Consider the following 13,817-nt stretch of genomic DNA (forward strand, 5'->3'; position numbering starts at 1 on the left):
GACCAGCCTACTCAGCCGGACTGGACGGTTGCTCCGCGCCGACCGCCGGTACTACTCGGACGGGCTCGGACCGACCTCGACGAACGCGTTGTCGATGAGCCGGGTCGAGCCGACCTTCGCGGCGACCAGCGCGAGGGCCCGACCTCGGAACGCGTCGTCGATCGGCAGGAACGTGTCGGGGTCCACGACCACGAGGTAGTCGAGCTCGACGCCGTCGTGGTCGCCGAACGCGGCGACGCCCTCGGCGAGCAGCTCCGACGCTCCCTCGTCGGCGGAGGCGGCCGCGGCGTCGAGCGATTCGGCGAGCACGAGCGCCGCGGCTCGGCCGGTGCCGTCGAGGAAGCGGTTGCGGCTCGAGAGCGCGAGGCCGTCGTGCTCGCGCACCGTCGGCACGACCTCGACGCGCACGCGCAGGTCGAGGTCGGCGACCATGCGGGACACGAGGAAGACCTGCTGGGCGTCCTTCTGCCCGAACACCGCGACATCGGGCTGGGCGATCGAGAAGAGCTTGGCGACCACCGTGAGCATGCCGTCGAAGTGCCCGGGCCGCGAGGCGCCCTCGTAGCGGGCGCCCACGGGACCGGCGCTCACCGTCGTGCCGGCGGCCGACCCGCGCGGGTACATCTCGCTCACGTCGGGCGCGAAGACGACGTCGACGCCGAGCCCCGACAGCGCCGCGACATCCGCGTCGAGGGTGCGCGGATAGCGGTCGAGGTCTTCGGTCGGACCGAACTGCAGCGGGTTCACGAAGATCGACACGACGACCACGTCGGCGAGCTCGCGGGCCCGGCGCACGAGCGCGAGGTGACCCTCGTGCAGCGCGCCCATGGTCGGCACGAGGGCGACGGATGCCCCGCCTCGGCGTCGTTCGTCGAGCGCGGTGCGCAGTTCGGCGATGGTGTTCATCGTGCGGACGCTCGTCGCCACCTCGGTCACGTGGCACCTCCCAGCGGCCGATCGTCGTCGGCCTCGTCGATCGTACTCGCCTCGTGCAGGCGCGGCCCCGGGTCGTGTCGGGCGAGCGCGTTCTCGACGGTGCTGCGCACGAGCGGTGCGAGGATCGCCCCGGCTCGCGGCACGCCGATGCCCTCGAGGAGCCCGCTGGCCTGGTCGACGATCGCGCTCGAGAACGAGACCGCCGTGTCGATCGCCTCGCCGTAGGCCGCTCGATCGGCCTCGGCGACGACGAACGGCTCGCCGCCCATCTCGACGACGAGCGCCTGCCCGATCGGCAGCACCGGAGCCGGAGCCGTGACCGCGAACCACGTGCCCGGCAGCCGGGCGAGGTCGATGCTCGTGCCCGTGAACGTCATGGCGGGGTGCACCGCGAGCGGGATCGCGCCCGCGCGACGAGCCGGGTCGAGCACCGCCGTGCCGTGGCGCGCGTTCGTGTGCAGCACGAGCTGCCCGGGCTGCCAGACGCCCGCCTCGGCGAGCCCGGCGACGAGCGCCGCGAGCTCCTCCTCGGGCACGGCCAGCAGCACGAGCTCGCTGCGCTCGACGATCTGCGGAACCGTGAGCACCGGCACCGACGGCAGCATGGCCGCCGCCCGCTCACGGCTCGCGTCGGAGACCGCGGCGATGCCCGTGAGCCCGTGCCCCGCCCCCGCGAGTGCCGAGGCGAGCACGGCGCCCACCCGTCCGGCGCCGATGGTGCCGACGCCGAGGCGTCCGGGGCGGTCAGTCATGGGAACCCTCCGGTGCGTGGGCGGATGTCGCGGAAGCGGGCTCCGCAGACTCCGGCGGCGCGGAGGTCGGGGTCGCCGTCGCCGCGGGTGCCGGAGCCACGAGGGCCGCCGTGGGGGCGACGGGTGACGCGGCGTCGTCGCGCGAAGCGCCCCAGTGGTCGCTCTCGTCCATCGCGGCCCAGGCCACGGCATCGGCGGAGAGCCGTTCGAAGAGGTCCCGTGCCGCGTGCGCCTCGATGACGCCGAGTTCGACGACGACAGGCCCCATGACGGTGTGCACGCGGATCGAGGCGAGGTCGAGCAGGCGTCGAACTGGCCCGCGCGAGATCGCCACCGACTGCATGCGCGCCAACGGCATGAGCACGAGCGACCGCGTGAGCGCGCCCGTGCGGAACAGCACGACCCCGGCCTCGGCGGCCCAGCCGATGCGGCGCCAGGAGAAGGGCCGCAGCCACGCGCCGCGCCGCGGCGTCGCCGTGAACCCGGCACCGGCGCCGCGCCCCGTCAGCCCCGTCGCGAGCAGCGGCGAGAGTGCGTCGGCCGGCTCGGGAAGCAGGAGCGCCAGCACGCGCCGGACGTCGTCGGCCGTGCCGACCGGGAGCACGATCGTGCGCTGGTTCTGCTCGCTCGACGAGCTGATCGAGTGCCCGGCGAGGTTGACCTTGATCGTCCACCAGCCGAACGGGCGCCAGAGGATCCACTGCGTGACCGCGACCGCGTGCACCCGCCCCGGCGGGATCGTCTGGTTCGCCGTGGACAGCAGGCCGTAGCCGATGCGCACGCCGTCGGGCGTGCCCGCGATCGAGTACCGGAGCGACTTCGTGATGCGCGACCACAGGTACCCGACGAGGCCGATCACCGCGGGGATGAACGAGAAGAGCACCCAGGTCTGCCCCATCGCGATGCCGGCGACGATGATGCCGACGAACACGAGGATCGAGATCGTCGTGCCGCCGAGCAGCGTCGAGCCGATCACGCGACCGATCGAGAGGTGCACGACCGACTCGGGCGGCGCGAGCGAGGGGTCCAGCTCGGGTGCGAGGAACTCGTCGACCCGGCGCCCGATCACCGTGGAGACCTGGCCGTGAGCGGATGCCGCAGGAGCGTCCGTCGCGGAATTCGCCGGGCTCGCGGAATTCGCCGGGCTCGCGGCATCCTCCGGCGCGGTCGGCTTCGCCCGCTCGGCGCGCGCTCCGGAGGCGAGGCGCAGGATGTCGGCGCGGAGGCCGTCGGCCAGCGCGGACCCGAGGTACGACAGCTGCACGTTGCCCGACTGGCCGGCGACCGAGACGTCGAGCTTCGCCGTGCCGAACAGGCGCGCGAACAGCGGACGACTGAGGTTGACGCCCTGCACGCGGTCGAGCCGCGCCGAGCGGTGGGACCGGAACAGGATGCCGCTGCGCACCTCGACGGCCTCGTGCGTGATGCGGAAGGTGTGCATGCGCCACGACAGCCAGAAGCCGATGACGACGCCGATGACGACGACCGCGACGGCGAGCAGCGCCCAGCCCGTCTGACCGCTGACCACGATCGCGCCCACGGGATCATTGGCCCAGTCGTTCTGCCACTCGCCGTAGCGGCCGTCGAACTCGTCGCCCATGTCGGGCACGAAGACGACCACGAACATGTCGACGATGCGTTCGCGCAGGTTCGCGAGCACGAACCCGAGCACGGCGATGAACACGAGCCCGCCACGCAGGAGCGGACTCGCCGGATGGAGTCGATGCCATTCGCCGTCGGCCAGCGCCGTGACCGTCTTCGGGGCGACCGGAGCGGTCACAGCCCCGCCCGACGGGACTCCGCCAGCGCCACCAGCTCGTCGCGAAGGCGCTCGGCGTCGTCGATCGGGAGACCCGGCACCGAGACCCCCGTGGCGGCCGACGCCGTCACGAACTTCAGGTCGGCGAGGCCGAGCGCGCGTGCGACCGGCCCGCGCGTGATGTCGACGAGCTGCATGCGCCCGTAGGGCACCGCGACCTGGCGCTGGTACATGATGCCCCGCCGGAACAGCAGGTCGTCGTCGCGCAGCCGATAGGCGATCGACCTCACCCGGCGCGGCTCGAAGGCGATCGAGACGAGCGAGACGACGCCGACCGCGATGGCGGCCCACAGCGCCCACCACCAGTCGAACAGGAAGTAGGCGACCAGGAACGCGGCCACGAAGATCACGGCGCCGACGAGCGAGCCCACCACCTCGACGATGACGTACTTCGGCGAGACGCGGTGCCAGTGCGCGTCTTCTGGCACCTCATGGCCGAGGGCCGCGTGGCCCGACGCCTCGACGGATGCCTCGGCGGTCGGGTCCGCCCCGGTGGATGCCTCGGCAGCGGGCGTCGGCGCCTCGGGCTCAGGCATGCGCGTGCTCTTCCTTCTCGGCGTCGGTGTCATCGGGCGGAAGCGTGCAGAAGTGCTCGGCGACGAGCCCTCCGACGAGCAGGACGGCGGCCCCGATGGCGGATGCGACGGCGAGCCAGACCGTCGAGGCGGGCGGCAGCACGGTGCGCGTGAGGAGGTAGAGCGTGATGCCGAGGCCGAGGCCGAGCAGCAGCGCCCCGCTCAGGCTGCTCGCCTTGGCCAGGATGGCGATGCGCATCGCCCGGAACGGGTCGAGGTGCTTCGTCGCCCGTTGCTTCACGGCCCGCCGGATGGGCCAGGCGAGGGCGACCACCACCGCGGCGATGCCGACGAGCGTGATCGACAGGGAGAGCGGCGGCACGATCGCCTTGCCGCCCGCCGAGACGACGGCCAGGTCGAGGAGGTAGCCGACGGCGGCACCGACGATCACCGCGATCACCACGGCGCTCGGGTGGGTTCGCCTCATCGCCTGGTCACCTCGTCGTGCGCGCCGGCACGGAGGTCTGCCACGCGGCCACGACCGGGAATCACCGCGTCGGGGTCGAGGTCGAGCCACGGCTGCAGGACGAACGCGCGCTGCCACGCCCTCGGATGCGGCAGCTGCAGGCCGGTGTCGTCGATCACGAGCCCGTCGACGTCGATGAGGTCGAGATCGAGCGTGCGGTCGCCCCAGTGCTTCAGCCGTTGACGCCCGTGCGACGCCTCGATGTCGTGCAGTGCGGCGAGCAGCTGGTGCGGCGTGAACGTCGACGTCTCGACGATGGCGACGCCGTTGAGGTAGCCGGGTGCGTCATGGTCGACGCCGGCGTCGGTGAGCGCGGGGGTCTCGTAGATCGGCGAGATCGCGACGAGCTCGACGCCCGACATCTCGGCGAGATCGCGCACCGCTCCGGCGATGGTCGCCTCGCGGTCGCCGAGGTTCGCCCCGAAGGCGATGACGGCGCGGCTCATGAGCGACTCCGGACGATCGACACCGAGACATCCGCGAAGGGGACGGTGATCGGCGCCTGCGGCTTGTGCACCGTGACGGCGGCCTCGAGCGCCGCCGGGAAGGAGAGGGCCACCTCGGCCACCCGCTCGGCGACGGTCTCGATGAGGTCGACCGGGTCGCGCTCGACCGCCGCGACCACCGCCTCGGCGAGTTCGCCGTAGTGCACGGTCTTGGACAGGTCGTCGTCGGATGCCGCGGCACCGAGGTCGACCACGACCGAGACGTCGATGACGAACTCCTGGCCCTGCTCGCGCTCGAAGTCGAAGACGCCGTGATGAGCCGTGACTCGGAGTCCGGTCAGGGTGATGCGATCGCGCGTGTCAGCCACGGCTTCCACTCTGCCACGCTCCGACCACGTCGAGCGCGCGGCGCGTGGACTGCACGTCATGCACCCGGACGCCCCACGCGCCCGCCCGCGCCGAGAGCGCGCTGACGACGGCCGTCGGCAGGTCGCGATCGGTCATCGGGGCGTCGTCGGGCAGCAGCGACCCGATGAACCGCTTGCGCGACGCGCCGATCAGGATCGGCAACCCGAGCGCGCCGAGCACGTCGAGCCGCCCCAGCACCTCCCAGTTCTGCGCGCCCGTCTTCGAGAAGCCGAGCCCCGGGTCGAGGATGATGCGCTCGGACGCGACGCCGGCCGCCGTGAGCACGTCGACCCGGCGGGCGAGTTCGTCGCGCACCTCGGCGGCGACATCGGTGTACTCGATCAGGGAGTCCATGCGATCGGAGTGCCCGCGCCAGTGCATCGCGACGTAGAGGGCGCCCGTCTCGGCGACCGTGGGCACCATCGCGTCATCGGCGAGGCCGGCGGAGACGTCGTTGATGATCTCGGCGCCCGCCTCGACGGCCGCACGCGCGGTCGCGGCCCGCATGGTGTCGACGCTCACCCGGATGCCGCGCCCCGCGAGCTCCCGCACGACGGGCACGACGCGTCGCAGCTCCTCGGCGGGTTCGACGCGTGCGGCGCCGGGACGGGTGGACTCCCCGCCGACGTCGAGGATGTCGGCGCCGGCCGCGACCAGGTCGAGCCCGTGGGCGACGGCGCGCTCGGCGTCGAACCACTCGCCGCCGTCGCTGAACGAATCGGGCGTCACGTTCACGACGCCCATGACGAGCGTCGGCTCGGCGAGGCTCATGCCCGCTCCGGAGGGACGGATGCCGCGTGCCCGCCGATGAGGGCGATGATCTCGGCGCGGGCGACCGGCTCGGAGAGGGCGCCGCGACCGACGACCGTGATCGTGGAGCTGCGCTCCTGGCGCGATCCGCGGGTGGTCACGCAGCGATGCTGCGCATCGAGCACGACGAGCACGCCTCGCGGCTCGAGTCCGGTCTCGAGCGCGTCGGCGATCTCCTCGGCGAGGCGCTCCTGCAGCTGCGGCCGTGCCGCGAGCGTGTCGATGACGGCCGGGATGCGGCCGAGCCCGACGACCCGGTCGCCCGGGAGGTAGGCCACGTGCGCGGTGCCGACGAAGGGCAGCAGGTGGTGCTCGCACACCGACCGGAACGCGAGGTCGCGCAGCACGACCGCGTCGGAGGTCGCCGGCACGCCGGCCTCGGACGCGCCGATCGGGACCGCATCGGCCAGGTGGCTCAGCGGGTCGACCGCGAGCCCGCCGAAGAAGTCCGCGTAGGCCTCGGCCACGCGCTGCGGGGTGCGCACGAGCCCTGCCCGCTCGGGATCCTCGCCGATGGCGAGCAGGATCTCGTGCACGGCGCGTTCGATGCGTTCGGTGTCGACACCGGCCATGGCAGGCCCTCTCAGGTCGGCGGTGGGCGCCGACGGCGGGTTACGCCGTCGCGGGGCGCGGGTTCTGTCGAGGCGAGCGCTTGGGAGCGGGCTCCTCGATCGGCTCTTCGCTCGAGTCGATGCCGCCGTCGACCGCGCCCGGGTCGATCGGCGCCTTGTCGGTCGGGAACGAGATCGGCGGGATGTCGGAGACGGGCCGCTTGTCGCTCGAGAGCCAGAGCGGGCGCTCGGGAAGACGGCGCACGTCCTTGAAGATCTCGGCGATCTGGTTGTGGTCGAGGGTCTCGTGCTCGAGGAGCTCGGCCGCGAGGCGGTCGAGGATGTCGCGGTTGTCGTTGAGCACCTGCCAGGCCTCGTCGTGCGCCTGCTCGATGAGCGAGCGGACCTCGCCGTCGACCTGCATGGCGATCTCCTCGGAGTAGTCGCGCTGGTGGCCCATGTCGCGGCCGAGGAAGACCTCGCCCTGCGCTTGTCCGAGCTTGACCGCCCCGACGTTGGAGCTCATGCCGTACTCGGTGACCATCTTGCGCGCCGTCGACGTGGCCTTCTCGATGTCGTTCGAGGCGCCGGTCGAGGGGTCGTGGAACACGATCTCCTCGGCGACGCGCCCGCCCATGGCGTAGGTCAACTGGTCGAGCAGCTCGTTGCGGCTGATCGAGTACTTGTCCTCGAGCGGCATCACCATGGTGTAGCCGAGTGCCCGACCGCGAGGGAGGATCGTGATCTTCGTCACGGGGTCGGTGTAGTTCATCGCCGCCGCCGCGAGCGCGTGTCCGCCCTCGTGGTAGGCCGTGATGAGCTTCTCCTTGTCCTTCATGACGCGGCTGCGGCGCTGCGGACCGGCGATGACGCGGTCGACGGCCTCGTCGAGCGCGCGGTTGTCGATGAGCTGCGCGTTCGACCGTGCGGTGAGCAGCGCGGCCTCGTTGAGCACGTTCGCCAGGTCGGCGCCGGTGAAGCCGGGCGTCTTGCGGGCGAGCACCTCGAGGTCGACGCCCTTGGCGAGCGGCTTGCCCTTCGAGTGCACCTCGAGGATGCGGTGGCGGCCCTTGAGGTCGGGCGCGTCGACGCCGATCTGGCGGTCGAAGCGGCCGGGGCGCAGCAGCGCGGGGTCGAGGATGTCGGGGCGGTTGGTCGCCGCGATGAGGATGACGTTGGTCTTGGGGTCGAAGCCGTCCATCTCGACGAGCAGCTGGTTGAGGGTCTGCTCGCGCTCGTCGTGGCCGCCGCCCATGCCGGCGCCGCGGTGACGGCCGACGGCGTCGATCTCGTCGACGAAGATGATGGCCGGGGCGTTCTGCTTGGCCTGGTCGAAGAGGTCGCGCACGCGGCTCGCGCCGACGCCGACGAACATCTCGACGAAGTCGGAACCCGAGATCGAGTAGAACGGCACGCCCGCCTCACCCGCGACCGCGCGGGCGAGCAGCGTCTTGCCGGTGCCGGGAGGGCCGTAGAGCAGCACGCCCTTGGGGATGCGTGCGCCGACGGCCTGGAACTTCGCGGGCTCCTTCAGGAAGTCCTTGATCTCCTCGAGCTCCTCGATGGCCTCGTCGGAGCCGGCGACGTCCTCGAAGGTGACCTTCGGGCTCTCCTTCGAGACGAGCTTCGCCTTCGACTTGCCGAACTGCATGACCTTGTTGCCGCCGCCCTGCATGCCCGAGAGCATGATCCAGAAGAAGAGGCCGATGAGCACGAGCGGCAGCAGGATGCCGAGCATCGAGAGGAACCAGTTCGGCTGCGGAACCTCGTCGTTGTAGCCGTCCTTGGGGTTCGCGTCGTCGACGGCCGCCACCACGTCGGCGCCACGGGGCGTCACGTAGTAGAACTGCACCTGGTCGCCGTACTCCTCGTCGGCCTTGGTGAGGGTCAGGTCGACGCGATTCTCGCCGTCGACGATCTTCGCCTCGGACACCTTGCCGTCCTGCAGGAACTCGAGACCCTGCTGCGTCGACACCTCCTTGAAACCGGAGGCGGTGATCAGGCTCGATCCGATCCAGACGGCGACGATCGCCAACAGGATGTAGATGATCGGCCCGCGCAGGATCTTCTTGATGTTCATGGTGTTGACAGGCTACCCCGCGGCCGCTGACGAGGAGCCGAATGTTCGCTGTGGGCTATCTCACCCGGCCGGGACGACGTGCTGGGGGCGTCGGATGCCGACCATGTAGGGCAGTCCGCGGCCGACGGCGCCGAACGTGCGCCCGAGCCGGCCGCGCCAGGTCGGGGCGGCGACCGTCGGCAGCGGGTAGTCGAGGTCGCCGACGTCCACGAAGTAGGCCCGCACCTCTCCGAACCCCTCGAACTCGGGCGAGACCTCGTGCACGGGACCCGGCACCGATCCCTCGCCCGTGCGGTAGAGCTCCTCGGAGAGCAGGACGTACTCGGGGATCTCGACCGGGTTCTTCAGCATGCGATGCACGAGGATCACGTCGATGCCGACGAGCTTGGTGCGGTCGCGGATGCTCTGGGTCGCCACGTCGCCGACGTGCGCCACGAACTTCAGCTTGAGTCCGTCGGGGCCCTTGCAGCCCGAGCACGGGCACAGGTTGGCCGCGACGTACTGCCGCTCGAGGTGGAAGGCGTGGTGCATGGCCGATGCGGCCTGCAGGATCCCGACGAGCGTGTCGGTGCCGTCGGCGTCGCCCGCCTCGGCCTGACGTGAGAGGAAGGCCGCGTCGCCCTCGATCTCGATGAGGTCGAACCCGGGTGCCGCATCGATCATGCGCTCGAGCATCCGAGCCGTGTTGACCTCGGCGTGGGCGAGACTCATGCGGTGGGAGCTCATGTAGTCGGTGTAGCCACCGATATCGGCGATCAGCAGGACGGCACGGCCGGAGATCATGCCCCACCATCCCACCGATGCGAGGACTCCTCAATACTCACTTCGGGGGGGGTGCCGCGCCTCAGGGCGGTGGCGCGGGGGCGTCGCCGCCGAACGGCTCCTTGGGGGCGAACCGATCGAGCTGTCCGTCAACCCCCGCGGCCGCGGCCTGCGCGCTCGCGGTGTAGCCGAGCACCACGGAGAGGAACCGCTCCGACCGGAGCGCGCGGAGCTCGAGCGCGCTCCCGGCCATCACCGTCGCGGTGCGACGCGTGCTGCGGAGCAGGGCGATCTCGCCGAAGCCCTCCCCCGGCCCGAGCGTCGCGACGAGGCGTCCGTCGCCCAGCACCTCGGCCTCGCCCGTCTCGATCACGTAGTAGCGGTCGCCTCGGTCTCCCTGCGCGAACACCGCGGTGCCGGCCGGCACGGAGACGGGCTCGAGACTCCGGGCGAGCTGCTCGATCGACGGCAGCGGCAGCGTGCGGAACATCGGCACCATCCCGAGCAGGCCGACGTCCGCATCGAGCACGTCGACCGAGCGGTCGAGCGTGCGCAGGCGCCGCCAGGAGGCGACCGCGAGGAGTGGGCACACGAGCCCGATGGCGATCAGCGCCCCCTGGACGCCGAGCCACTGGATCATGGCCGACGCGACGACGGCGCCCACGCCGATGGCGACCGCGACGAGGCTCTCGAGGACGCCGAAGACGCGCGCGAGGACGTCGTCGGGCGCCATCCGGGCGATGAGGGTGAAGCCGGCGAGGTCGATCAGCGCGTTGCCGACACCGATGAACGCCAGGAACACGAGGGCGGCCGACTGCTGCGGCACGAGTCCGACGAGCGTGAGCGGCAGGCCCCACAGCGCGACCCCGACCGCGAACCACGCACCGAGGCGACCGGTGCCGACGAGGAACGAGGCGGCCAGCGAACCCACGACCGCGCCCACGCCGACCGCGGTCATGAGGCCGCCGACGCCCGGCTCCCCCGTGCCGAGCAGTTCGATCGCCACGACCACGGAGAGGACGGTCAGGGCGCCGCGGGTCATGGCCTGCGCGGCGGCGAGGCCGAGGATGAGGATCAGGTCGCGGTTGCCCGCGACGGCCCGCACCCCGTCGGCGGCCTCCCTCGCCAGGTTGGGCCGGCTGGGCGCCGCGGGGCGGGGCGGGGCGTCGTAGGTCATGCCCACGAGCAACGCGGCCGCGATGAAAGATGCCGCCGCGGCCACCGCGAACACGACGTCGACACCCGTGAACGCCAGCAGCACCGCGGCGAGCAGGGGCCCCACGAGCGTGGCCGACGAGTCGAGCAGCCCTCGCACCATGTTGGCGCTCGCGAGTTCGTGGCCGGTGCGGCACAGCGACGGCAGCAACGCGGAGTGCGCCGGGCGGTAGAGCGTCGCGGCGATCGTGGAGAGCACGGCGAGCGCGTAGACGACGGCGGTGGGGCCGGAGAGTGCGAGCACGACGGCCGCCCCCGCCGTCGCGATGCCCCGCAGCACGGACACGAGGATGAGGACCCGTTCGCGTCGGCCCCGGTCGGCGATCGGCGAGAGGAGCGGCGCGAGGATCGCCGAGGGCACCATGCGCAGGAGCCCGACGAGGCCCACGGCCACGGCGCCGCCGTCGCGGTAGGCGACGATGCCGAGGGCGACCGTGAACGCCCACTCGGCGGTCCAGGCGCCGAGGAAGCTCAGCTGTGCGCGACGGAGGTTGGGGTTGCGCCAGTTGCTCGAGAACGCAGCGGCAGCGTCGCGCACTCTGCTTCGGCGCCGGCCATCGCCCATGCGATGACTCTAGGCCCCTGTGCCCGCGGTGTCAGGAGTAGACGTGCGGCGCGAGGATCGCCACGTCGCGGAGGTTGCGGTAGCGCTCCGCGTAGTCGAGGCCGTAGCCGACGACGAACTGGTTCGGGATGTCGAAGCCGAGGTACTTGACGTCGACCTCGACCTTGGCGGCATCCGGCTTGCGGAGCAGTGCGCAGATCTCCACGGATGCGGCACCGCGGGACTCGAGGTTCTCGAGCAGCCACGACAGGGTCAGTCCCGAATCGATGATGTCCTCGGCGATGAGCACGTGGCGACCGGTGAGGTCGGTGTCGAGGTCCTTCAGGATCTTCACGACGCCCGACGACTTCGTGCCGGCGCCGTAGCTGGAGACGGCCATCCAGTCCATGCTGAGGTGCGTGCGGAGTTCGCGCGCGAGGTCGGCCATGACCATGACCGCGCCCTTCAGCACCCCGACGAGCAAGAGGTCCTTGCCCTCGTAGTCGGCCTCGATGCGACGCGCGAGTTCGGCGAGCTTCGCGTGGATCTCGGCTTCGGTGACGAGCACCTCGGTGAGGTCGGCTTCGATCTCGTTCGCGTACATTGCTGCTCCTCCTGGTGGGGCGATCGGGGCACGTCGGCCGTGGGTGCGCGGCGAACGGATGCCACGAGCCTAATCGCCCCCGCCGGGGCGGCGCTGAGTTCGTGCCCGCCGTGCGTTCGGGCCGTCCGCCCGGGAGACGACCCTGTGTGCGGCACCGCGTTCAGTGGTCGTGCGGCAGCACCTCGGTCGAGCCGGTCGTGGAGAACACCACGTGCCGGCCCGAGCGGGTCGCGCGCACGCCGTCGGGCAGCTCGAGCGGCCCCTGGCCGTGCCAGTCGGTCACGAGCCGGGCGACCTCGAGCGTCTGCACGCGCGAGAGCGACACCCCGAACTCGCTGCCGACGACGTGGCGGATGATGCGCTGCCGGAGCGCGGCCGGGTTGGCCGACAGCGCGCCCACCGAGATCGCGATGCCCGCCTCGGCGGGTTCGCAGATCTCCTCGATGAACTCCTCGATCTGCGCCTCGAAGGCGTCGTCGTCTTCGCGCAGCTGCTCGGCGGTGCGCACGAGCGCCTCGGCGATGCCCGGTCCGAGCTCGGCCTCGAGCACGGGCAGCACGCGCTCGCGCACGCGCACCCGCGCATAGGAGGGGTCGAGGTTGTGCGGGTCGTCCCAGGGCTCGATCCCGGCGTCGAGGCAGGCCTGCCTCGTGGTGGCGCGCCGGATGCCGAGCAGCGGCCGCGCGTAGCGCCCCGCCCGAGCGGGCATGCCCGCGAGGCTCGCCGCCCCCGACCCGCGGGCGAGCCCGAGCAGCACGGTCTCGGCCTGGTCGTCGAGCGTGTGCCCGAGCAGCACGCACGCGGCATCCGTCGCTCGCGCCGTCTCGTCGAGTGCGGCGTAGCGGGCCTGGCGAGCGGATGCCTCGGGCCCGCCGTCGCCCGTGACCTCGACGCGCTGCACGATGACCGGGTCGAGCCCGAGGCCGCGCGCCTGGTCCGCCGCGCGCTCGGCCACCTCGGCGGAGGCCTCCTGCAACCCGTGGTCGACGACGACGGCGCCCGCGCGGAGCCCCGCGCGCGGCGCCTCGAACGCCGTGGCGGCGGCGAGCGCGAGCGAGTCGGCGCCTCCGGACAGCGCCACCAGCACGAGTGGCGCGTCGGCCGTCGCGTCGGCGCTTGGAGCGGCCGGCAGCACCTGGCGCACGGCACGACGCACGTCGGCCATCGCCGGCGTCAGGCGCGGTCGGCGCTCGGACGACGTGTCGCCGGCGACGCGGGCATCGGCGGCCGCGGCATCCGCCGACTCATCCGGTTCGGTTGCAGAGGGCATCAAGTAACCTTATTCCGCCGATCGCGACAGGCCCGAGGCCCGTGCCGGCGCACGCTTCAGACCGTGCTTCCACAACCAAGGAGAACCCACATGGGCGAGTACGCCGCCGTCATCGAGATCCCCAAGGGGAGCCGCAACAAGTTCGAGGTCGACCACGAGACCGGCCGGGTGTTCCTCGACCGCGTGCTCTACACGACCTTCGTCTACCCCACCGACTACGGCTACTTCGAGAACACCCTCGGCCTCGACGGCGACCCCGTCGACGTGCTCGTGCTGCTCGACTACCCGCTGTTCCCGGGCGTCGGCGTCAAGGTGCGCCCCGTCGGCGTCTTCAACATGACCGACGACGGCGGCAGCGACGCCAAGGTCATCGCGGTGCCCGCGGGCGACCCGCGCTGGAACCACATCCAGGACGTCGACTCGATCCCCGAGTTCACGCGCAAGGAGATCGAGCACTTCTTCGAGCACTACAAGGACCTCGAACCCGGCAAGTGGGTCAAGACCGAGGGCTGGGGCGACGCCGCCGAGGCCGAGGCCATCATCCAGGCGGGCATCACCGCGTTCCCCGGTCACTGAGAC

15 protein-coding genes are annotated in these 13,817 nt (G+C 71.9%); 1 reads left to right on the forward strand and 14 read right to left on the reverse strand.

Going from position 1 to position 13,817, the window contains the following annotated elements:
* Nucleotides 1–51: 51 nt before the first annotated feature.
* The 14 genes from panC to tilS form a co-directional block, all read right to left on the reverse strand.
* Entirely contained in the window at nt 52–906 is an 855-nt protein-coding gene (gene panC, locus ACR3IO_RS01485) for a pantoate--beta-alanine ligase (RefSeq protein ID WP_434069825.1), read from the reverse strand.
* 26 nt (nt 907–932) lie between these two features.
* On the reverse strand, nt 933–1,688 hold the full coding sequence (locus ACR3IO_RS01490; protein ID WP_434069389.1) for a Rossmann-like and DUF2520 domain-containing protein: 756 nt from the start codon (nt 1,686–1,688) through the stop codon (nt 933–935).
* Nucleotides 1,681–3,468 (reverse strand): PH domain-containing protein, encoded by a 1,788-nt coding sequence (locus ACR3IO_RS01495; RefSeq protein ID WP_434069390.1) that lies wholly within the window; start codon nt 3,466–3,468, stop codon nt 1,681–1,683. The genes ACR3IO_RS01490 and ACR3IO_RS01495 overlap by 8 nt, the downstream gene beginning before the upstream one ends.
* The gene (locus ACR3IO_RS01500) at nt 3,465–4,043 is read right to left on the reverse strand and encodes a PH domain-containing protein (RefSeq protein ID WP_434069391.1); all 579 of its coding nucleotides are present in this window, start codon (nt 4,041–4,043) and stop codon (nt 3,465–3,467) included. Before ACR3IO_RS01500 ends, ACR3IO_RS01495 begins: the two co-directional genes overlap by 4 nt.
* Nucleotides 4,036–4,509 (reverse strand): DUF3180 domain-containing protein, encoded by a 474-nt coding sequence (locus ACR3IO_RS01505; RefSeq protein ID WP_434069392.1) that lies wholly within the window; start codon nt 4,507–4,509, stop codon nt 4,036–4,038. Before ACR3IO_RS01505 ends, ACR3IO_RS01500 begins: the two co-directional genes overlap by 8 nt.
* A complete protein-coding gene (folK, locus tag ACR3IO_RS01510; protein WP_434069393.1) occupies nt 4,506–4,994 on the reverse strand; it encodes a 2-amino-4-hydroxy-6-hydroxymethyldihydropteridine diphosphokinase in 489 nt (162 codons plus the stop codon). Before folK ends, ACR3IO_RS01505 begins: the two co-directional genes overlap by 4 nt.
* Nucleotides 4,991–5,362, reverse strand: a complete 372-nt coding sequence (gene folB, locus ACR3IO_RS01515) for a dihydroneopterin aldolase (protein ID WP_434069394.1) — start codon at nt 5,360–5,362, stop codon at nt 4,991–4,993. Before folB ends, folK begins: the two co-directional genes overlap by 4 nt.
* Entirely contained in the window at nt 5,355–6,173 is an 819-nt protein-coding gene (folP, locus tag ACR3IO_RS01520) for a dihydropteroate synthase (RefSeq protein WP_434069395.1), read from the reverse strand. Before folP ends, folB begins: the two co-directional genes overlap by 8 nt.
* The gene (folE, locus tag ACR3IO_RS01525; protein ID WP_434069396.1) at nt 6,170–6,784 is read right to left on the reverse strand and encodes a GTP cyclohydrolase I; all 615 of its coding nucleotides are present in this window, start codon (nt 6,782–6,784) and stop codon (nt 6,170–6,172) included. Before folE ends, folP begins: the two co-directional genes overlap by 4 nt.
* 40 nt (nt 6,785–6,824) lie before the next feature.
* Nucleotides 6,825–8,843, reverse strand: a complete 2,019-nt coding sequence (gene ftsH, locus ACR3IO_RS01530) for an ATP-dependent zinc metalloprotease FtsH (RefSeq protein ID WP_434069397.1) — start codon at nt 8,841–8,843, stop codon at nt 6,825–6,827.
* A gap of 60 nt (nt 8,844–8,903) precedes the next feature.
* Nucleotides 8,904–9,626, reverse strand: coding sequence for a DUF2652 domain-containing protein (locus tag ACR3IO_RS01535; protein WP_434069398.1), 723 nt, complete (start codon nt 9,624–9,626; stop codon nt 8,904–8,906).
* 61 nt (nt 9,627–9,687) lie between these two features.
* Nucleotides 9,688–11,385 carry an MFS transporter gene (locus tag ACR3IO_RS01540; RefSeq protein WP_434069399.1) on the reverse strand — a complete coding sequence of 566 codons (1,698 nt, stop codon included), beginning with the start codon at nt 11,383–11,385 and terminating at the stop codon, nt 9,688–9,690.
* A 31-nt stretch (nt 11,386–11,416) separates the two neighbouring features.
* Nucleotides 11,417–11,968, reverse strand: coding sequence for a hypoxanthine phosphoribosyltransferase (hpt, locus tag ACR3IO_RS01545; RefSeq protein ID WP_434069400.1), 552 nt, complete (start codon nt 11,966–11,968; stop codon nt 11,417–11,419).
* 160 nt (nt 11,969–12,128) lie between these two features.
* Nucleotides 12,129–13,133, reverse strand: a complete 1,005-nt coding sequence (gene tilS, locus ACR3IO_RS01550) for a tRNA lysidine(34) synthetase TilS (RefSeq protein WP_434069826.1) — start codon at nt 13,131–13,133, stop codon at nt 12,129–12,131.
* 195 nt (nt 13,134–13,328) lie between these two features.
* Between tilS and ACR3IO_RS01555 the strand changes: the two genes are divergently transcribed.
* Nucleotides 13,329–13,814 carry an inorganic diphosphatase gene (locus ACR3IO_RS01555; RefSeq protein ID WP_055862396.1) on the forward strand — a complete coding sequence of 162 codons (486 nt, stop codon included), beginning with the start codon at nt 13,329–13,331 and terminating at the stop codon, nt 13,812–13,814.
* Nucleotides 13,815–13,817: the final 3 nt, after the last annotated feature.

It is taken from the genome of Agromyces sp. Marseille-Q5079 (assembly GCF_051016555.1).
Lineage (GTDB): Bacteria > Actinomycetota > Actinomycetes > Actinomycetales > Microbacteriaceae > Agromyces.